Here is a 19,823-nt window from a genome sequence, read left to right as displayed (position 1 = left end):
TGTGGATGCAAAAAAACGCGGGCGGGCCGGGCGGAGCCCCCTCCCCCGTCCGCCGCGCGGGTCAAATCGCCATGGCGCCCGCCAGCGCGACTTCTTCCTGGTGCCGTGCGGCGTCGAGCGCCTTGGCGTAGTCGGCGGTCTTGCGGTATTCGGTGTCGTCGGTCACCGCCGAATCGATGCCGCACACCTGCCGCGCCAGCTTGCCGTACGGCCCGGAGCCCGAGAACTCGGCGCGCTGCATGGTCAGCATGCGGATGCCCTGCAGCGGCGTGCCGTTGAAGTTCTCGAACACGAACAGGCGGCTGCCCCAGTCGGTGAGGAACAGGTCGCGGATCACGCGGCCGATCTTCACGCGGTCATGCGGGCGGCCCACCGGGCCGTTGTTCATGCGCTCGAACCAGCCATTGAGCTCGTCGTCGTTCCACTGGTCCTCGCTGGCAAAGATCAGCGCACTGCGGCCGGACAGGTCCACCAGCTCGTAGATCATCTGCGAGAAATTCTCGAGGTAGAGCGCACGGCCGAAGTCGTAGATCAGGATGTTGGGCTTGTAGTGGCCGCCGGGCGTATGGAAGCCCAGTTCCTCGCTGGCGATCAGGTGTGCCAGCATGGCCTGGTGGAAACCGATCAGCTTGGCCACACGGGTCTGCACCGCCGGGATCTTGTTGGTGCCGATATGCTCGGTGATCAGCACCGCCAGGCCGGCCACCAGCTCGGCCCGCACCATCTGCCGGATCAGCGCGTGGTAGTGCAGCCAGTCGAACACGCGCTGCGGGTACAGCTTGGCATGGTTGGGATTGCCGATATGGAAGACGTGCGACCACGGGATGAAGACGTTCTCGAATACGGTCATGCCGTCGAGTTCGTCGCCCTGCGCGGCAAGCGGGTGCTCGACCTTGTCATCCTTGACCAGGCTCTCGCGGCAGACGATGGTGACGCCCGGCGTGTTGACCGGTGTCGCGGCAAAGATGACCTGGTCGCCGGGAATACCGGGGCGGAAGAACACGCCGATGTGGATCCAGTCGGCAAAGGCCACGCCGGTGCCGATGGCCTTCACGCCGTTCACCACGATGCCCTTTTCGTTCTTTTCCACCACGCGCAGGCCGGGCGAGCGCTCCTGCGCGTCCGGGTTGGAACGGTCCATCTGCGGGTCCACGAACTGCGGGGCGCAGTTCAGGTCATGCTCCCGGGCGTAGCGGATGAAGTCGACGATCTTGCCGGCCTTGATATGCCCGTCGTCGCCGATCGACTGCGTTTCCCACGGCGCGGGGTCGTCGATGTAGGTGGTCAGCACATAGTTGTTGACGTCCGGCGTGCGGGGGAACGACGCGCCCGCCATCTCGCGCATGACAGTCTCGTGGTACTTGCGCTTGCGGCGCAGCTGCTCCTTGTCGCGGTGGCCGAACCACTGCATGGCCCGGCGCTGGCCACCCTCGTCGATATAGGTCATCACGTCCTGCAGGTCCGGGCGATGGTGCAGGTCGTAGAAGTCGGCGTGGCGCTGCGCGTAGTCGCGTGTCTTGGGGTGGGTGGCAACGTTGTCGATCTTCTCGTTGCCGACCCAGACATTGCGGCCGTCGTTCAGGGATTCCAGGTACTGCGTGCCGGTACGAATCATGGCGGTGTCTCCTTGGCAAAGGCTCTGCTGCGCGGGCCGTGCGGACTCGCGTGGTTGGGGGTTCAGGGGAAGCGGCGCGCGGCGCCTAAGCAGCAACCGGTGTGGTAGTCGCGTAGCTGCGCTGGCAATAGACCAAAGGGGGAACGCTGTCCGTCTCGTCGTGCGCGGCCGACACGACCCGGGCCAGGAAGATGCTGTGGCTGCCCACTTCGAAGGCCTCGCTGATGCGGCAGTCCAGCGTCAGCGCGGCATCGCTGCTGCACGGTGCACCGGTGCGCTGGCGATGCCAGGTGCCGGTGGCAAAGCGCTCGGGCATGGGCAGCCCGCCGGCGCCGGCGAAAACCTGTGACAGCCCGGACTGTCCCGCGTGCAGCCAGTTGACGCTGAGCACCCCGTTGGCCTTGATGACCGCATTGGCGTAGCTGTTGCGATTGATGCAGACCAGCACTGTCGGCGGGTTGTCGCAGACCGAACAGACCGCCGAGCAGGTCACGCCCGCCTCGCCTGCCTGGCCGTTGGTGGCAATCACCGTCACCGGCGTTGCGGCGCGCGACAGCGCCTCCCTGAACCGCTGCGCACTGATGCCATCGGGAACTTCTCTGTCCTGGCTGCCCGACGGCGCCGCGAAGGGAAATCCGTTCATGTCGTCCTCCTTTGGTGATGACTTCTCGCATCCGGATCCAGGTTTCGCCACCGGCGCGATGCGCGCTTGTTGTATTCATGGCTGCGCGTTCCACGTAGACTAGTTGCAACGCCGGACTTCTACTATTGAGACGACGTCATGGACACTATTCCTCAGCGGCATGAAGACGATCTGGGCCTGCATCACCTGCAGGTGCTCGACGTGCTGCTCGCCGAGCGCAGCCTGACCAGGGCCGCACGCGTGCTCAACATCACGCAGCCGGCGCTGAGCAAGACGCTGGCAAAGCTGCGCACGTACTTTGGCGATCCGCTGTTCGTGCGCGTGGCCTTGCGCATGGAACCCACGCCCAAGGCGCTGGCGCTGGCCGAGCCGGTGCGCGGTATCCTGGAACGCATGCGCGCGCTGCGTTCCGACCACGTGGCCTTCGATCCAGCCACGTCATCACGCACCTTCAGCTTCTTCATCATCGATGCCGGCGGGGCGCAGATGCTGCCGCCGCTCATCAACCGCCTGGCCAACGGCGCGCCCGGCGTGCATGTGCAGGCCGTCAATTGCGACGCACAGCACATCGACCTGTGGCTGGAGTCCGGGCTGGTCGACCTGGCCATCGGCTCGTTCCCCGGCCTGACGCAGGGCGTGCGGCGCCAGCCGCTGTGGCGCGAGCGCTATGTCGCCGTGACGCGCCGCGGCCACCCGCGCCTGGGCGCGCGCCCGGACCTTGCCGCGTTCATCGCGGAACAACACGTGCTGGTGACGGCGGCCGGGACCGGGCACGAGCACCTGTCGGTGGAACGCGCCGTCGAGGCCGCCGTGCCGCGCGAGAAGATCGTCTGTCGCGTGCCCATGTTCACGACCGCCGCGCTGATCGCGTGTCGCTCCGACGCCGTGGTGCTGTTGCCGATGACGCTGGGGCGGATGCTGGCGGACGAGATGGGACTGCAACTGGTCACGCCGCCGCTGGACTTGCCCGAGATCGAGGTTGCGATGTACTGGCACGACCGCGTGCATCGCGAGAGTGGCAACCAGTGGATACGCGGGGTACTGCGCGAGTTGTTCCAGCAGCACGCGTCGGCCGTGGCCGAGGCATAGGGGGAAGCCCTCACCATCGCGCTGGTTATGGTGGCTATGCCGGCGCGCCCGCTGGCAGCCCGGGCCGGTGCCGCCTAGCATGGCTCTCATGTTTCATCGGGAGCCTCCCATGCAGCTACTCTCCGAAGCAGAAGCCTTCGCGCCCTCCGGCGCCGTGGTATCGATCGGCATGTTCGATGGCGTGCATCGCGGACACCGCGCCGTGCTGGCGCAGTTGCGCGCCCGCGGCGATGCGCTGGGGCTGCCTGCCGTGGTGGTCACCTTCGATCCGCACCCGCGTGCCGTGGTCACGCCGCACCGCGCGCCGCCGCTGCTCGGCAGCGTCGGGCAGCGCCTGGCACTGCTGGCCGCGAGCGGTGCCGTGGATGCCTGCCTGGTGATCCGCTTTGACCGTGCGCGCAGCACGCAGCCCGTGGACGCATTCGTCGAACAGACCCTGCTGGGCGGGCTCGGCATGCGGGCCCTGGTGGTGGGAGAGAATTTTGCGTGCGGGCACCAGCGCAAGGGGGACGTGGCTTACCTGGTGCAAGCCGGGCTGCGCCACGGCTTTACGGTCAACCCGGTGGCACTGCGGCAGGCAGCCGAAGCCGGCAGCGATGCACCGTGCTCCTCGACCTACGCCCGGCAGCTGGTATCGGCCGGCGACGTGGAGCTTGCCGGCGCCGTGCTGGGGCATCCGCACGAACTGGCCGGCACCGTCATGGCCGGGCCGGCAGCTCATGCGCTGGCAGTGAGGCTGCCGCAGGGGATCTGCACGCCCGCCCCGGACGATTACGACGGCGCGGTGGCGCAAGCGGGTGATGGGAGATGGATGCCGGCCATGCTGCAGGTCCGCGCGGGCGTGTGCGGCGTGACGCTGCACACGCGCGACGCGGCCAGGCTACCGGAAGGCAGCCGGATCCTGCTGCGCTTTACCGCGAGGCGGCTACGCGCGGCGGCCGCGTGAGGCCGCCATCGCACCAAAAGTCAGGCGCTGAACCCGCCATCGATCATCAGGCTGGCGCCCGTCACGAATCCGGCTTCCGGGCCCGCGACATAAGCCACCATGCCCGCGATCTCGTCCGGCGTCGCGTGGCGTCGCAGCGCCATCAGGTCATGCAGCGCGGCGCCGAATTCGCCGGCTTCCGGATTCATGTCGGTGTTGGTCGGACCCGGCTGGATGTTGTTGACGGTGATGCCGCGCGGACCCAGGTCGCGTGCCATGCCTTGCACCAGGCCCAGCAGCGCGGACTTGCTCATGGCATACGCGCTGCCGCCGGGGAACGGCATGCGGTCGGCATTGGTGCTGCCGATATTGATGATGCGGCCGCCCTGCCCCATGTGCGGCAGTGCAGCTTTCGCGGCGACGAAGACGGCGCGCACGTTGACGGCGAGCGTCTTGTCGAAGTCCTCCAGCGAGAAGCTCTCGACCGGGCCGAGCAGCAGCACGCCGGCGTTGTTGACCAGGATGTCGAGCTTGCCGAACTGGTGTGCGACGTCGTTGATCGCACCGGTGAGCGCTCCGGGGTCGGCGGCGTCGGCCTGGATGGCGAGCGCGCGGCCGCCGGCCGCCTCCACTTCAGCCACCAGCGTATTGGCCGCGGCCGCCGATTGCTGGTAAGTGAAGGCGACTGCCGCGCCCTCGCGCGCCAGGCGGCGGACGATCGCCGCGCCGATGCCGCGGGCGCCACCGGTGACAAAAGCGGTTTTTCCGGAGAGGGTGGTCATGAAGTGCTCCTGAACATGAGAAGTTGGTGAGACCAGTATGGTTGGCGCATTGCATCGCCGGTAGTCACTAGTCGGCATCAACTTTTTCAACCGCTGGTATAAGCTGGTGGCATGGAAGCGCTCAATCTCCTCGAATCGTTCGTCCGGAGTGCCGAAGCCGGCAGTTTCTCGGCCGCCGCACGCCAGCTTGGGTTGACGCCTGCCGCGATCAGCAAGAACGTGGCGCGCCTGGAATCGCACCTTGGCCTGCGGCTGTTCCAGCGCAGCACGCGCCAGCTGACGCTGACCGCAAGCGGCGAACAGTTTCTCCGGCAGGTATCCGATCCGTTCTCGACCCTGCGCGACGCCTTTGCCAGTGCCTCGCAAGACGCCGGCAAACCCGCGGGGGTGCTGAAAGTCAGCATGGCGCTCGCCTTCGGCAGGGAATACCTGGTACCGCTGCTGGGAGAATTCCTGGAACGCTATCCCGCGATCGTGCCGGACTGGCACTTCGAGAACCGGCCCGTGGACCTGATCCAGGACGGCTTCGACGCCGCGATCGGCGGCGGGATCGAGTTGACCGACGGCGTGGTCGCGCGCGAGCTGGCGCCTACACACATCGTGGTGACGGCATCGCCCGCGTACATGAAAGGCAGGCCGTTGCCGAAGCATCCGCGCGATCTTGCCGTGCTGGACGGGATCGTGCGGCGCTCAGGTTCGACCGGCCGGCTGCGCGCGTGGACGCTGCGCAACCAGGTCGGCGAAGAGGCGCCAGCCGAGCACCGCACGCGGATGGTCTTCGACGACCCGGAAGCGATGGCGCATGCGGCCATTCTCGGCCTGGGCGTTGCGCTGCTGCCGACCCCGCATGCCGCCAGGTGGCTGGAGAGCGGTGCGCTGATGCGGCTGCTGCCGGCCTGGTATGCCGACAACGGCCCGGTCTCGCTGTACTACCCCAACAAGAAACTGCTGCCCCCGAAGACGCGGGTGTTCATCGATTTCGTTGTCGACGCTTTCCGCCACGGGAGGCTGGCAACGCGCTTCGACGCGCGCTGAGCCTGCACTAGCTCGCCAGCGGCCGCCTGGCGGGCCCTGACAGCGCCGCAACGGCCTTGTCCATCAGATGCAGCAACATGCGCAATTCCGGCCCCGCCATGCCGCCATCGAGCGCGTCGGCCATCTGCCTGCGCAGTTGGGCATCGACCTTGCCGCACAGGGCCTCTCCCGAGGGGCTGATGCACAAACTGACGCTGCGCCGGTCTCCTGGCACCTTCAGCGCCACGATCAGTTCGCGCTCGCGCAGCAGGTACACCGCGCGCGACAGCGCGCCAGCGTCATGGTCGATGGCGGCGGCGATTTCGGTGAGGGTGCTGCCGTCGGCGCCGCGCAGATGGCACAGGATCAGCCACTGCGACACGGTCAGGTCCGCGTCGCGCAACACCGGAATGGCACCATGCTGGGTGGCGCGCCGCAGGCGGCTGGTCGCTACCAGGACCGCGGACAGTGCCACCGCATCCGACGGCTGCGGGTCGCGGCTCATCGGATCACCTTCTGGACCAGGCTCACCGCGACCGCCAGCACCGCCACCACCGCCAGCGCGCGAAAATGGTCGAGGTTAGCCAGCAGCGCGGACTGCTGCGCCAGCACCTGAGCGATCTGCGCGGTGGCCAGTTCCGCGGCGCGGACGGGATCCATCGCGTTCGAGAACGCCGCCGTGAAGCGCGCGTGGGTCTCCTGGTACTGCGGATTGGCAGGATTGATCGCGCCGTGCAGCGTGCTGTAGTGCCACGTCGTCAACCACTGCTGCCCGACCGTGGCAAGCGTCACGCCCAGCGCCTGGCCCATCTGCCCCAGCATGTTCTTGGTCTGCTGCGCGTGCGAGAACACCGACTCGTCGTGCATGACGCCGTTGAAGGTCTGCATGGCCGTGACCGGCATCAGCATCATGATGAAGACCCCATAGAGCGCGAGCGCGGGCAGGATATGGCCCCACAGGTCGGGCGCGGGCGTGGTCCGGCTCATCAGCCAGGCGGAGGCCGCCAGCGCCAGGAAGCCCGCGACAAAGTACTTGCGCGGGCTGGGCCAGCGCGGCAGCAGGCGCGTCATTGTCAGCCAGGTCGCGACGCCGGCGCCAAGCCCGAGCGCATAGAACTGTCCGGCGGTGGACCACGAGTGCCCCAACGAGCGCTGCAGCATGATCGGCAGCAGGTAGCCGTTCGCGCCCAGCGTCACATAGCAGAAGGTAAAGAGCGCCAGGCCGCTCAGGTAGCGCGGCTCGACCAGGCTGCGCAGCTTGAGCAGCGGACGTGTGCTTCTGGATTCCGTCCAGATAAAGGCAAGCAGCGCGGTGGCGCCCGCAACCGCGCCGATCACCAGCCACAGCTGGTCGGCGTAGAAGTCGTAATAGGAACGCTGCAGCACGAACAGGAGCAGGAAGCTGCCGACCGCCAGCGCCGCAAGCCGAACCGGATGGGCGTCCGAGCGTTGCGCCGGCGCCAGCGTGGCCGTGGGCAGGACGCGGGTGGCCGGAAGCAACGCCAGCACGGCAGCGGCCACCAGCCAGAAGATCAGGGGCCACCGGTCTGCCGTGACGATGACGGAGGCCAGCCAGGGCCCGATCGCCGTACCGCAGCAAATGCCCGTGGCCAGCGCCTTGATGCCGAGGAACCTGCCCGGACTCGGAGGGATCAGGTTCACCGCCAGCCGCGACGAGGTCAGCATGCCCGCGCAGCCGAGCGCCATCACCATGCGGCCGACCAGGAAGCCCGGATAGCTCTCGGCCGTGGCACACAGGATCGCACCGATCGCAGCCGCGCCAAGCGCGGCCTGGACATAGCGGCGCCATCCCACGCGCTCCACCATCCAGCGCTGCAGCGCAATCACCACCACGGCCACGCTGGCGTATGCCGCCGCGACGGTGCTGTACTCCTCGGGGCTGGCGCCGATCTCGCCCATGATGGGAGCGGTGGCGAAGGCCACCATGCCGTTCTGCAGGAAGTCGATCGAGGTCAGCGCACCGATCGTCAGCAGCAGCAGGCCTTGGGGTTTAGCGGGTTTCATGCCGGCGTCTCCGTTGTGTTGCGGTGCCTACAGGTTCTCTTGGACAATGCGGCGCACCAGTTCGTCGGCGCGCGCCAGCTCGTCGGCGAACACCGTGGTGCGGTAGTTCTGGCCCGACGCATCGACGGCGACCAGCCGCTTGCCGTCGCGCGAACGCGTATCCACCGAAACCTTCATCGACAGGCCGATCTGCAACGGGTGGGCCGCGACTTCCGCGGGAGTGAGCGCGATACGCACCGGCACGCGCTGCACCACCTTGATCCAGTTGCCGGTGGCGTTCTGCGCCGGCAGCAATGCAAAGGCACTGCCGGTGCCGGCGTCCTGCCCGATGACACGGCCGTGGAACACCACGCCGTCGCCGTACAGGTCGGTGGTCAGCGTGACCGGCTGGCCCAGGCGGATATCGCGCAGTTGCGATTCCTTCAGGTTGGCCGTGACCCACAGGTGGTCCAGCGGCACCACCGACATCATCGGCACCCCGGCGCTGACACGCTGCCCGACTTGCACCGAACGCTTGGTGACCACGCCGCCGACCGGCGCGGGAATGTGCGTGCGCGACAGCGCGATGCTGGCATTGCGCACCTGGGCGGCCGCCGCCTGCACGTCGGGGTGGGAGTCCACCGAGGTGCGCTCGACCAGTGCCTGGTTGCGCTTGAGCTGCTCGCTCGCCATGGCCAGCGACGCCTTCGCGGTGCGCACGGTCTGCGTGGCGTGGACCAGCTCCTCGCCCGAGATCGCGCCACTGGCGGCCAGCGCCGAGCGGCGCGCCAGATCTTCCTGGGCCCGCGCCAGGTCGACCGAGCGCAGTTCCACGTTGGCGCGGTCCTGGCCGGCGGCGGCAAACTGGCCACGCACCTGGCGCACCGTGCGCGCAAGCTGGGCCTGCGCCGCGGCGAGAGCGAGCTGTGCATCGACGCCGTTCAGTTCGACCAGCGTCTTTCCGGACCCGATCAGGTCGGTGTTGTCGGCAAGAATCGCAGTCACCACGCCGCCTACCTGCGGCGTCACCTGCACCACATTGCCCTCGACATACGCATCTTCCGTCGACACCTGGTGGCGCCCGTATTGCACCCAGTAGCCCGCCGCCGCGGCAAGGGCCACCGCGAGCGAGGCCGCGGCGACGATGCGCCGGCGGCGCGACGGGCGGGCATCGCCCTGCTCCGCCGGTGTCTTGTTCGTGGGATTGGGTTGGCTTGCGGGATTCATGATGCGCTCCGTGTCGCGGGGGTTTTGGCCGTGCCCGTGTCGTTGGCGGGCGCGGCAGCCGTTTCGCATCCGCCGCCGAGGGCGCGGATCAGTTCCAGGTGCAGCGTGCGTTCCTGGGTTTCGAGATCGATCAGCAATTGCTTCTGCTGCAGGACCTGGCCTTCGGCCGACAGCACCTGCAGGTAGTTGCCGACGCCGCTGCGATAGCGCGACACGGCCATGTCGTAGGCCTCCTGCGTCAGCTGCAGCGCCTGGTGCTGTTCGCCGGCGCGCTCGGCCAGCCAGCGCAGCGACACCAGCTGGCTGACCACGTCGTGCAGCGCGGTGACCAGCGTGGCGTTGTATTGCTCCGCGGCGGCGTCGTACTCCGCCTGCCGCGCGCCGAGGTTGGAGCGCAGCCGGCCCCCATCGAAGATGGGCAGCGAGATCGCCGGGCCGATGCCGAAGGTGCGGCTGCCCGCCGTCAGCAGGTCCGACAGGCTCAGGCTTTGCAGGCCGGCAAACGCGGTCAGGCTGATGTTGGGATAGAACTGGGCCCTGGCCGCCTTGATGTCATGGCTGGCGGCTTCCACGCGCCAGCGCTGCGCGACTACGTCCGGCCGGCGGCCGATCAGCTCGGCCGGCAGCGAAGCCGGGACTGCTACCGCGTAGTCATTGCGAAGCTGCGGGCGGCGGATATCGGCGCCGGCGTCCGGGCCCTTGCCGACCAGGGCGGCGAGCTGGTTCTGGGTCAGCGCAATGATCTCGTTGATCGCGGCAAGCCGCTCGCGCGTGGCCGGCAGCGCCGCTTCGGCCTGCTTCATGTCGAGCCGCGAGTCGAGTTGCGCGGCCACGCGCTGGCGTGTCAGGTCCAGCGTGTTCTGGCGCTGGCGATAGGTTTGTTCGGTCAGCGTGCGCTGCGCATAGGCGGCGTCGAGCTTCAGGTAGGTCCGCACCACGGACGTGGTCAGGATCAGTTCCGCCGCGTGGTAGTCGACTTCCGCGGCGCGGGCGCGGTCGAGCGCGGCGTCGAAGGTCGCCTGGTTCTTGCCCCAGAAGTCCAGTTCGTAGCCGAGGCCAAGCTGCACGTCGCTGGCCCATTTCCAGCTGCCTGCCAGCGGCCGCGGCGCGACACTGTTCTCGCTGAAGCGCTGGCGCGTGCTCCGGGCGTTCAGGTTGACTTGCGGAGACAGCGCGGCTTCGGCACCGCCCGCCAGCGCATCCGCCTGGCGCACTCGCGCCGCGGCGACGCGCAGCGTCGGCTCTCCGGCCAGCGCCGCCTCGACCAGTGCATCCAGCTGCGGGTCGCCAAAGCCCTGCCACCATGCACGCTCCGGCCATGCCGCCGGCGACACCGGGGTAGCGCCCAGCGATGCGGTCGCGGCGAGGCGGTTGGCATCATCGACCGTGGCTTGCGTCTCCAGCCCCGTCATGCTGGCGCAGCTCGCCAGGAGCACGGCTGCACCCAGCACGCCGAGGCGCCGCAAGGCCGGGACGGTTCGCGCCTTTCGTGGAATAGTCATCGCCTTTCTCCGCATCTCTTTGCCCAGGCTTAATATGCCTAGGCAGATAAATATTCAAAAAAAGCCGGCCGGATCAGCCCTCGGCCGCATTTGCCAGGATGCGCTTGAGCATCCCGCGCAGCGCCTCGGCATCGTTTTCGCTGAAGCCGGCAAGCAGGCGGCGAATCGCCACCTCGGTACCCAGCCGCGCCTGAGGGAACACCGCTTTGCCTTGCTCGGTCAGTTCCACGATGTGGCTGCGCCGGTCGGCCGGGTTCTCCACGCGGCGGATGATGCCCTTGGCCTCGATGCGGTCCAGCAGCCGCGTCATGGCGCCCGAATCGTAGCCGAGCAGCCGGCAGAATTCGCTGAGCGTGCGGCCCTTGCCCGACATGATGCTGTTCAGCACCACGAACTGAGCCGCTGTGATCTGCAACGGTTCCAGCTCGCGCTCGACGCCGGCAAGCAAATAGTTGCGCACCTCTGTGACGAGAAAGCCAAGTTCGCCAGTACTCAGTTCTGCAATCACTGATCGTTTCTTTGCGTCCATGGCCAAGCCTCCAGATTCGGTTGGCTGGAATATAGCTGCCTGAGCAGAGTTTGGCAAGGCAGGATTTAGAACCGCGCTTCAGGTGCCGTATCTACCGCCACGCGTCCTCCTCGCTATCCACGCTCAACGTCAAGCCGCCCGGCGGCAACGGCAGCGCCGTGCGGTATCTCACCTGCTTCAGCGCAAAGCTCGAGCGGATATTGGAGACCCCAGGGATCTTGGTGAGCTGCTCCAGGATGAAGCGCTCCAGGCTCTGCATGCTTGGCACCACCACGCGCAGCAGGTAGTCGGCGTCGCCCGTCATCAGGTAGCACTCCATCACCTCGGGACGCTTGTCGATCGCCTCTTCGAAGCGACGCAAGGCATCTTCCACCTGCTTCTCCAGGCTGACCTGGATAAACACATTGATGCGCAGCCCCAGCGGCTCCGGATTCAGCAGCGTGACCTGTTGTTTGATCAGCCCCGCTTTCTCGAGGGCCTTGACCCGGTTGAAACAGGGTGTCGGCGACAGGTTCACGGCGCGCGCGAGCTCGGCGTTGGTGATGCGGGCGTTCTGCTGAAGCTGGTTGAGGATCGCAATGTCGGTACGGTCCAGCTTTTGTGCATTTTCGAGCATATGTAACTATTCCTCTAAATGACATCTTCCAGGAGAATTTATACTGCCTCCACCGGTTTCCACAAGATAAAACAGACACACATTCCGCAGCTCCAGGCGTAGCCTTTGTTGACAACAGGATCTATCCCTTCCCCGCAATTCGGACCGGAGTCGTGCCATGACGGATGTGTCAAACGGTATGCAATCGATGCTCGCCCTGCCCTCTGCCAACGAGGACAGCGATCCACAGGAAACGCGCGAGTGGCTGGACGCGCTGGAGGGCGTCGTCGCGCACGCAGGCAACGCGCGCGCGCAGTTCCTGCTCCAGCGCCTGGCCGCCCATGCCTCGACCAGGGGCCTCGCGGCCGCGCGCATCACTTCGACCCCGTATGTGAATACCATCCCCGTCGAAGCACAGCCGCCCTATCCGGGCGACCTGGAGACCGAGGCACGCCTGGGCGCCGCCCTGCGCTGGAATGCGCTGGCCATGGTGGTGCGCGCCAACCGCGCCTATGGAGAACTGGGCGGGCATATCGCCAGCTATGCCTCCGCTGCGGACTTGTTCGAGGTGGGGTTCAACCATTTCTTCCGCGCAGCCGATGCCGGACAAGGTGGCGACCTCGTCTACTTCCAGCCTCACTCGGCACCAGGCGTGTATGCGCGCGCCTATCTCGAAGGGTTCCTCAGCGAGTCGCATCTTGAACACTACCGCCGGGAAATCGCCGGGCCGGGCCTGTGTTCGTATCCCCACCCGTGGCTGATGCCCGATTTCTGGCAGTTCCCGACGGGGTCGATGGGCATCGGGCCGATCAACTCGATCTACCAGGCGCGCTTCATGCGCTACCTGCAGAATCGCGGGTTGCTGCCGGCATCAGAGCGCAAGGTCTGGGGGTTCTTTGGCGACGGCGAGATGGACGAGCCGGAGTCGATCGGCGCGCTGTCCCTCGCCGCCCGTGAGCAGTTGGACAACCTGGTGTTCGTCATCAACTGCAACCTGCAGCGGCTCGACGGGCCTGTGCGCGGCAACGGGCGCATCGTCGACGAACTCGAAGCCCTGTTCGCCGGCGCGGGATGGAATGTGATCAAGGTCTTGTGGGGTTCAGACTGGGACGAACTGTTCGCTCGCGATCGTTCCGGGGCCCTGCTGCGCGCCTTCGCCCAGACGGTCGACGGCCAGTTCCAGACCTTCTCGGCAAACGACGGGGCGTACAACCGCGAACACTTCTTCCAGCAAAACCCGGAGCTTGCCGCGCTGGCCGCGCACCTGAGCCATGACGATATCGATCGCCTGCGCCGCGGCGGCCACGACCTGCGCAAGCTCCATGCCGCCTATGCCAGGGCCATGGACCACCACGGCCAGCCGACCGTGATCCTTGCCAAGACGATGAAGGGCTTCGGCATGGGCGCGGCCGGCCAGGGCCGCATGACTACCCACCAGCAGAAGAAGCTCGATCTCGATGACCTGAAGGCGTTCCGCGACCGCTTCCAGCTGCCGCTGTCGGACGAGGACGTCGCGGAAGTGCGGTTCTACAAGCCGGCGCCGGACAGCCCGGAAATGCGCTATCTCCATGCGCGCCGCGCCGCGCTGGGCGGCTACCTGCCGCGACGCCGCCAGACCGCGACCGAGGGGCTCGCCGTGCCGGCACTGGACAACTGGGCGCGCTTCGCGCTGGACGCAGGCGGCAAGGAGATGTCGACGACAATGGCGGTCGTCCGCATGCTCGGCAGCCTGCTGAAGGATGCCGCGCTCGGCCCGCGCATCGTGCCGGTGGTGGCCGACGAGGCCCGCACCTTCGGCATGGCCAACCTGTTCCGGCAGGTCGGCATCTATTCCCCGCTCGGCCAGCGCTATGAGCCCGAGGACCTGGGCTCGATGCTCTACTACCGCGAATCCACCGGCGGGCAGATCCTGGAAGAAGGCATCTCCGAAGCCGGCGCGATCTCGTCATGGATCGCTGCCGCCACCGCCTACAGCGTGCACGACCTGCCGATGCTGCCGTTCTACATCTACTACTCGATGTTCGGCTTCCAGCGCATCGGCGACCTGATCTGGGCGGCCGCGGACCAGCGCGCCCGCGGCTTCCTGATCGGCGCCACTTCCGGCAAGACCACGCTGGGCGGCGAAGGCCTGCAACACCAGGACGGCACCAGCCACCTTGCCGCATCGACCATTCCGAACTGCCGCGCCTGGGACCCCGCATTTGCCTACGAGGTCGCGGTGATCGTGGAGCATGGCATGCGCGAGATGGGCGAACAGCAGCGCGATGTCTTCTACTATGTCACGGTCGGCAACGAGAACTATGCGCAACCGTCGATGCCGACGGGACCGGACTGCCACGGCGGGTCAGCGGAAGCATTGCGCGATGGCATGCTGAAAGGCATGTACTCGCTGACGCCGGAGAACCAGGCCGCGAGCCAGGTCAGCCTGCTGGGATCGGGCGCGATCCTGCCAGAGGTCATCGCCGCCGCGCGAATCCTTGCAGAAGATTGGGGCGTGGTGGCGCAGGTGTGGAGCGTCACCAGCTTTACCGAATTGCAGCGCGAGGCCATCGAGGTGGAACGGACGAACCGGCTGAGCGACCAACACGCCGGATCGTATGTGGAGACGACTCTGGCAAAGTCGAACGGCCCGGTGATTGCTGCCACGGACTATGTCAGGGCGGTGCCCGAACTGATTCGCGCCTATGTGCCTGGCCGCTATGTGACGCTCGGCACGGATGGATTCGGGCGCAGCGACACCAGACAGGCGCTGCGCGAGTTCTTCGAGGTGGATCGGTTCTCCGTCGTGGTCGCCGCTTTGCGGGCGCTGGTGGATGACGGCAAGCTGCCGATCGAAGTGGTCAGGTCCGCGCGCGAACGCTACGGGAAATCGGTGGCCCAGCCTGCGGCATGGAAGGCGTGAGCGCAGCTGCAGCCGACGCCGGTCGTCCTCGTCGACGCCACTGTCCGGGCGACGCAAAAAGGCGGTGGCGCCAGCACTGCCAACGGCTTCGGGGCCGACTACGGCACGCCTGCCTGTTCAATCCACGTGCGGGAAAGCGCATAAATCTGCTCGCGGATCGAGCAGGCGCCCAAATCATGGCCTAGTCAAAAACTAGAAACATGCACCTGTTGACCGTGTCATCGGTCAGCTACATTGAAGCCTGCACAAACCAGCATTGATCGGCACCATGGCAAACAACCTGATTCTCAGACATGCGGAGACGGAGGCGGACATCCGTGCCTGTTTCCCTGTCATGCGGCAACTGCGTCCCCAACTGCAAACCCCGGAAGACCTCCTGGCCAATGTCACGCTGCAGGGCGAGCAAGGATATCGGCTGCTCGCGGTCTGGGACGATGGCAAACCTGTTGCGCTGGCCGGATATCGCCGTCTCGACAACATGATCCACGGGCGCTTCCTGTACGTCGACGATCTGGTCACCGACGCCGAAGGCCGGGGCCAGCGCCACGGCGAACGTCTGCTGCAAGCGCTCGGCGAGCTTGGACGCGCCGAAGGCTGCCAGCAACTTGTCCTGGATACCGCGCTCGCGAACGCGCTGGCCCAGCGTTTCTATTTCCGTTCAGGCCTGCTCGCCCGGGGCCTGCACTTCAGCATGGATCTGCAATGATCCCCCTCAACCTGCTGCTGCTCGATTGCAGCCCGCGCCGTGACTATTCCACGAGCCGGCACCTGACCGAGCAACTGCTGCCTGCGTTGTCCGCGCATTTCGGGCGCGAGATCCATGTCAGGAGACGCAACCTTGGTACCGAGCCGCTACCGGCCATCACCGCTGAATACGCGGAGGCGCTGCTGCTGTCCGCCGCCGAGGCAAAGGAACGCCATGGCGCAGCGCTTGCCGTGTCGGACGCGTTGATCCGGGAGCTCGAACAGGCCGATCTGCTCTGGATTTCCACTCCGGTGCACAACTTCACGGTGCCGGCCGTCCTCAAGCACTGGATCGATCTCGTGGTTCGACGCGAGGTGACCTTCACCAACACGCCCACAGGAAAAGTTGGATTGTTGCGTGATCGCCCGACCTTCGTGGCGGTAACATCCGGCGGCGCCATGTTCCGCGATCCGCCGGTCCAGCCCGATTTCTTTCGCCCGTACCTGACGGCAGTGCTTGGCATCATCGGACTCAAGGACGTCCGGTTTACGCACGCGACGGGTCTGGCCTCTGCGGAAGTGCCTCGATCCGTCATCGAGGCCCTGGCCACGCAATCGTTGCGCAGCGGCGCGCTGACTGCTTGACGTGCATGTCGAGGCAGGACGCGCATCCTGCCAGGCGGCCGGCGACCGCCGGCCCCTGGCACATCCGCGTCAGGCAGGTACGGCTTCCCGTTCGGGATGCAAGGCCAGCGCAACGGACGTCACCCGGCGGCCCTGGAATCGCGCCACGGCAAGGTGGTCTTCATCCGGCTTGTCGGCGTCGCGGTTCGAGACGTGCGTGGCGCCGTATGGCGTGCCGGCCTTGAACATCACCGCATCGGCATAGCCGAGCGGCACGATGATCAGCCCGAGATGCGCCATCGGGGTATAGATGGAAAGCAGCGTCGACTCATTGCCCCCGTGCAGGGAGGACGTCGATCCGAATACGGAGCCGACCTTGCCGTTCAGCTTGCCCTGGAACCAGAGGCCGCCGAGACCATCGATATAAGCCTTCAGCTCCGTGGAAATCGAGCCGAACCGTGTCGGCGTACCGAACACGATGGCATCCGCCCATTCGGCGTCCGCCTCCGTCGGCGCTTCGTAGCGCGCGTTCATTGCGTTGGCGTTCTCCAGCCAGCCCGGCGCCTGGCGCATGACCTCCGGGCCCACCACCTCCCGTGCGCGCCGCAGGCGCACTTCCGCACCAAGCTCCATGGCGCCTTCGGCAACGGCTTTGGCCAACAACTCCGTCGAGCGATTACGGGAGTAGAAGGCAACCAGAATTTTAGGTTTTGACATTGTGTGTGACTTTCGTTTTCAGGTTGTGTCGGGGGCTTACACGGCGATCGGCTCAAGCCGGCCGAGCAACTCGTCCTTGCGGCTTTTCAGCCAGGGCGGCACCTGGAACTCCTCGCCAAAGTGTCCGGGCTCCTCATCGATCGCGAAGCCGATGTCGGTCGTTGTCGCTTCGAACATCACACCGCCTGGCATCTTGAAGTACATGGAGCGGAAGTAGTTCCGATGGACCGACTCGGACGTATCGATATGGCCCATTGCCATGAACCGCTCCTTCAGGATCATCTGCTGGTCCATATTGTCGACGGCAAAGGCCACGTGATGGACGGTACCCTCGCCATAGATGGACGAGCCCTGGTGACGCTCGGGCTCATGCAGAAACTCAACCACCATGCCCGGGCCACCCGTGCTGGTCTCGAAACGATGGTATGGACCGGCGTCACCGACATGGCGAAAATCGAGTGCATCGGTCATGAAGATGATCGATTCGGCGACCTCGCGCAGCGACAGCGTGACGCTGTGCACGCCGCGAATCGCCACCCCATCGGGAATATCGTCTGCCGCACAGGCGGGCCGCGCATCCTGATCCGTTTCCACGAGGTCGAATTCAATGCCGCAGGGGTGGAAGAACCGCTGCCGCCTTTCGCCAAAGCGCTCGGTCACGTCCTGGGCATACGACACCCCATGCGCACGGAACCGGTCTCGCCAGAAATCCAGCGAGTCACGCGGTACCGAGTAGTTGATGACGCGAACCTGTCCGGATCCGGGCCTGGCCTTCACGCCCTTTTGCCTGAAGGGAAACGAGGTCACCAGGGTACCGGGATCGCCATTGGCGTTGCCGTAGTAGAGGTGGTAGATCGGGTCTTCGCCATCGAGCAGCACGGTCTTCTTCACCAGGCTCTGTCCGAGCAGCTTGACATAGAAATCCACGTCTTCCTGCGCGCCGCTGACACCGGCCGTCAGGTGATGAAATCCTTTGATAATCGACATTTAAATCTCCCGCTCAAGGTTGAGGGATGTGAAAAGACACGGCATCTGCCGTCAGGGAATGCATCGGCACTTCTGTCGCATCACGCTTCGACGACCGATACGAATTCATCAAGCTCGAGCTTGTGCATGCGCATGTTGTTCTCTGGCAGGCTGTCGTCGGCGTAGCCGAGCGACATCCCTGCGATGACCATCTCGGTTTCAGGGATGTCCAGATGCTCCCGCAGCACGGGGAACTGCAGCGACCAGATCTGCTGTGGACAGGTATCCAGGCCCCTGGCCCGGGCGGCCAGCATGATGCTCTGCAGGAAGCAGCCGTAGCAGATGAAGCTGGCCCGCTCCAGGCGCCGGTCCATCGTGAAGATGATGCCGATGGGCGCGTCAAAGAACCTGAACTGGCGCTCCACATCGCGCCTGCGTCCGACCTTGTCGCTCCTGTGGACACCCTGTGCATCGCCGAGTTGGCCACGGAAGGTGTTAAAGCGTTCCGCGTAAGGCTCGTGCAGTGGGTTGGGAAAGAAGGGGTATTCGGGCGCCAGGTCTTCCGGGTCGGCCCGGTATGCCTCGACCGCGGCCTCGACGATCCGGTCCCTGGCCTTGCCGACGACGATGTAGCAGCGCCAGGGCTGGGTATTGCTCGAACTCGGCGCGTACTTCGCCACGGAAAGAATCTCGCGCACGGTGTCGAGGGGCACCGCCTGATCGAGAAAACCGCGTTTGGTCTGGCGCCCGCGGATCAGCGCGTCGACAACAACAGCTGCATCCATCTTCATGTCTCCTCTTTTAATGGAACAGAGCTTAGTCGCTCCATTTCATTTGAGAAGGCCTGGTGCTTGTACGCTGGGTTCAAGGGACGCGAACGATCGGCTGGCCCAGGCGCGCGGAACGGGCGCACTGTCTTCTGTACGGCCGAGGGGTGCGCTGGCGGAAGGCATGGCAATGGCGGTCGATGGCGGTGCCGGACCATGGCACCGCGCGTACCCCATGCAGTACCATGCGATGGACACACACGATCGGACCAACCGCTACCAAGGCCGCCTGATGCTGGACCTGAAAGACATTTATTACTTCGTGCAAGTGGTCGACCGCGGTGGCTTCACCTCTGCCGGTAACAGCCTGGGAATGCCCAAGTCGACGTTGAGTCACAGGGTCAAAGAACTGGAGGCGTCGCTGGGCGTGCGCCTGATCAACCGGACCTCGCGACAGTTCGCCGTGACCGACGTGGGCGCGGAGTTCTACCAGTACGCTGTCGCCGTGTTGCAGAGCGCCGATGTCGCGGAACAGGCGATGCGCCAGAGGCTTGTGGAACCCAGCGGCATCATTCGCGTGACGGTAGCGGTCGAGCTTGCGCAGTTTGCGCTGCGCGAGATCCTGCCGACGTTCCTGAGCAGCAATCCCAAGGTCAGCATCGTGGAATTTGCCACGGACAGGCTCGTCGACGTCGTCGGCGAGGGCTTCGACCTGGCAATCCGCGGGCATACCTCGGCACTGCAGGATTCCAACCTGGTGCAACGGCCCATTGCCAGGGCGCCGTGGTGCCTGTTTGCGGGTGCCGACTACCTCGAACGGATGCCACCCCTGGAGGAACCGGAGCAACTGGCAACCCATGCCATCGTCTCGGCGGTGCGCAAAGGGCCGCCGCAGTGGCAATTGCACGGCCCCGACGGCAGGCTCGTCACCATCCCGATCGAGCCACGATTCCAGAGCAACAGCATGATGTCCGTGAAGGAGGCTGCCTGCGCCAACATTGGCGTAGCAGCCCTGCCCGGGTATATCTGCCGCGCCGAGCTGCAGTCCGGCATGCTGCGGCAAATACTGCCGGGCTGGATCGCCGCGGATGCGCGCATCTCCGCCCTGATTCCCTATCGGACCGGCCTGCTTCCCGCGGTGCGGTCGCTGGTCGATTTCCTCGCCATAGAGCTGCCCAAGGTCATCGCGTTCGACGGCCGCTGACCCGGCACGACCTCCTTCCCCTCCAACGGTACGC

19 protein-coding genes are annotated in these 19,823 nt (G+C 66.0%); 7 read left to right on the top strand and 12 right to left on the bottom strand.

Going from position 1 to position 19,823, the window contains the following annotated elements; genetic code table 11:
• Positions 1-61 precede the first annotated feature (61 nt).
• Positions 62-1,615: a 4-hydroxyphenylacetate 3-hydroxylase family protein gene (locus AC10V3_RS22140; RefSeq protein ID WP_490924024.1), complete on the bottom strand. Its 1,554-nt coding sequence runs from the start codon at positions 1,613-1,615 to the stop codon at positions 62-64.
• Between the two features lie 85 nt (positions 1,616-1,700).
• Positions 1,701-2,258 (bottom strand): flavin reductase, encoded by a 558-nt coding sequence (locus AC10V3_RS22135; RefSeq protein ID WP_022537526.1) that lies wholly within the window; start codon positions 2,256-2,258, stop codon positions 1,701-1,703.
• A 138-nt stretch (positions 2,259-2,396) separates the two neighbouring features.
• On the opposite strand from AC10V3_RS22135, the gene AC10V3_RS22130 reads away from it, so the two are divergent.
• Positions 2,397-3,347 carry a LysR family transcriptional regulator gene (locus tag AC10V3_RS22130; RefSeq protein ID WP_022537525.1) on the top strand — a complete coding sequence of 317 codons (951 nt, stop codon included), beginning with the start codon at positions 2,397-2,399 and terminating at the stop codon, positions 3,345-3,347.
• Positions 3,348-3,456: 109 nt separating this feature from the next.
• Positions 3,457-4,293, top strand: coding sequence for an FAD synthetase family protein (locus AC10V3_RS22125; protein WP_022537524.1), 837 nt, complete (start codon positions 3,457-3,459; stop codon positions 4,291-4,293).
• A 20-nt stretch (positions 4,294-4,313) separates the two neighbouring features.
• Here the strand turns inward: AC10V3_RS22125 and AC10V3_RS22120 are convergent, their stop codons facing one another.
• Positions 4,314-5,054, bottom strand: a complete 741-nt coding sequence (locus tag AC10V3_RS22120) for an SDR family oxidoreductase (protein WP_022537523.1) — start codon at positions 5,052-5,054, stop codon at positions 4,314-4,316.
• Between the two features lie 111 nt (positions 5,055-5,165).
• Here AC10V3_RS22120 and AC10V3_RS22115 point away from each other — a divergent pair, with 111 nt between their 5' ends.
• Entirely contained in the window at positions 5,166-6,089 is a 924-nt protein-coding gene (locus AC10V3_RS22115) for a LysR family transcriptional regulator (protein ID WP_022537522.1), read from the top strand.
• A 7-nt stretch (positions 6,090-6,096) separates the two neighbouring features.
• Here AC10V3_RS22115 and AC10V3_RS22110 read toward each other — a convergent pair whose 3' ends face one another.
• From AC10V3_RS22110 to AC10V3_RS22085, 6 genes are all read right to left on the bottom strand, one after another.
• Positions 6,097-6,573, bottom strand: coding sequence for a MarR family winged helix-turn-helix transcriptional regulator (locus AC10V3_RS22110; protein WP_022537521.1), 477 nt, complete (start codon positions 6,571-6,573; stop codon positions 6,097-6,099).
• Positions 6,570-8,093: an MFS transporter gene (locus AC10V3_RS22105; RefSeq protein ID WP_022537520.1), complete on the bottom strand. Its 1,524-nt coding sequence runs from the start codon at positions 8,091-8,093 to the stop codon at positions 6,570-6,572. The genes AC10V3_RS22110 and AC10V3_RS22105 overlap by 4 nt, the downstream gene beginning before the upstream one ends.
• 27 nt (positions 8,094-8,120) lie before the next feature.
• Positions 8,121-9,299, bottom strand: a complete 1,179-nt coding sequence (locus tag AC10V3_RS22100) for an EmrA/EmrK family multidrug efflux transporter periplasmic adaptor subunit (RefSeq protein WP_490924023.1) — start codon at positions 9,297-9,299, stop codon at positions 8,121-8,123.
• Positions 9,296-10,801, bottom strand: a complete 1,506-nt coding sequence (locus AC10V3_RS22095) for an efflux transporter outer membrane subunit (RefSeq protein WP_490924022.1) — start codon at positions 10,799-10,801, stop codon at positions 9,296-9,298. The genes AC10V3_RS22100 and AC10V3_RS22095 overlap by 4 nt, the downstream gene beginning before the upstream one ends.
• A gap of 73 nt (positions 10,802-10,874) precedes the next feature.
• On the bottom strand, positions 10,875-11,330 hold the full coding sequence (locus AC10V3_RS22090; RefSeq protein ID WP_490924021.1) for a MarR family winged helix-turn-helix transcriptional regulator: 456 nt from the start codon (positions 11,328-11,330) through the stop codon (positions 10,875-10,877).
• Between the two features lie 91 nt (positions 11,331-11,421).
• Complete coding sequence (locus AC10V3_RS22085; RefSeq protein ID WP_022537516.1) at positions 11,422-11,946, bottom strand: Lrp/AsnC family transcriptional regulator; 525 nt, start codon at positions 11,944-11,946, stop codon at positions 11,422-11,424.
• A 157-nt stretch (positions 11,947-12,103) separates the two neighbouring features.
• Between AC10V3_RS22085 and mdeB the strand changes: the two genes are divergently transcribed.
• The 3 genes from mdeB (at position 12,104) to AC10V3_RS22070 (ending at position 16,156) form a co-directional block, all read left to right on the top strand.
• Positions 12,104-14,827 carry an alpha-ketoglutarate dehydrogenase gene (mdeB, locus tag AC10V3_RS22080; RefSeq protein ID WP_022537515.1) on the top strand — a complete coding sequence of 908 codons (2,724 nt, stop codon included), beginning with the start codon at positions 12,104-12,106 and terminating at the stop codon, positions 14,825-14,827.
• A gap of 268 nt (positions 14,828-15,095) precedes the next feature.
• The gene (locus AC10V3_RS22075) at positions 15,096-15,533 is read left to right on the top strand and encodes a GNAT family N-acetyltransferase (RefSeq protein ID WP_041681908.1); all 438 of its coding nucleotides are present in this window, start codon (positions 15,096-15,098) and stop codon (positions 15,531-15,533) included.
• Entirely contained in the window at positions 15,530-16,156 is a 627-nt protein-coding gene (locus tag AC10V3_RS22070; RefSeq protein ID WP_022537513.1) for an FMN-dependent NADH-azoreductase, read from the top strand. Before AC10V3_RS22075 ends, AC10V3_RS22070 begins: the two co-directional genes overlap by 4 nt.
• Positions 16,157-16,225: 69 nt before the next feature.
• On the opposite strand, the gene wrbA is transcribed toward AC10V3_RS22070, so the two are convergent.
• From wrbA to AC10V3_RS22055, 3 genes are all read right to left on the bottom strand, one after another.
• Positions 16,226-16,852: an NAD(P)H:quinone oxidoreductase gene (gene wrbA, locus AC10V3_RS22065; protein ID WP_022537512.1), complete on the bottom strand. Its 627-nt coding sequence runs from the start codon at positions 16,850-16,852 to the stop codon at positions 16,226-16,228.
• A gap of 36 nt (positions 16,853-16,888) precedes the next feature.
• A complete protein-coding gene (locus AC10V3_RS22060; protein ID WP_022537511.1) occupies positions 16,889-17,839 on the bottom strand; it encodes a ring-cleaving dioxygenase in 951 nt (316 codons plus the stop codon).
• Positions 17,840-17,919: 80 nt separating this feature from the next.
• A complete protein-coding gene (locus AC10V3_RS22055) occupies positions 17,920-18,603 on the bottom strand; it encodes a nitroreductase (RefSeq protein ID WP_022537510.1) in 684 nt (227 codons plus the stop codon).
• A 274-nt stretch (positions 18,604-18,877) separates the two neighbouring features.
• Between AC10V3_RS22055 and AC10V3_RS22050 the strand changes: the two genes are divergently transcribed.
• On the top strand, positions 18,878-19,789 hold the full coding sequence (locus AC10V3_RS22050; RefSeq protein WP_454753526.1) for a LysR substrate-binding domain-containing protein: 912 nt from the start codon (positions 18,878-18,880) through the stop codon (positions 19,787-19,789).
• The last annotated feature ends 34 nt before the right edge of the window (positions 19,790-19,823 follow it).

The sequence above is a fragment of the Cupriavidus sp. PB-02 genome (assembly GCF_058252315.1).
Note: the sequence above shows the minus strand (reverse complement) of the source record. Positions and strands in the feature narration are given on the sequence as shown.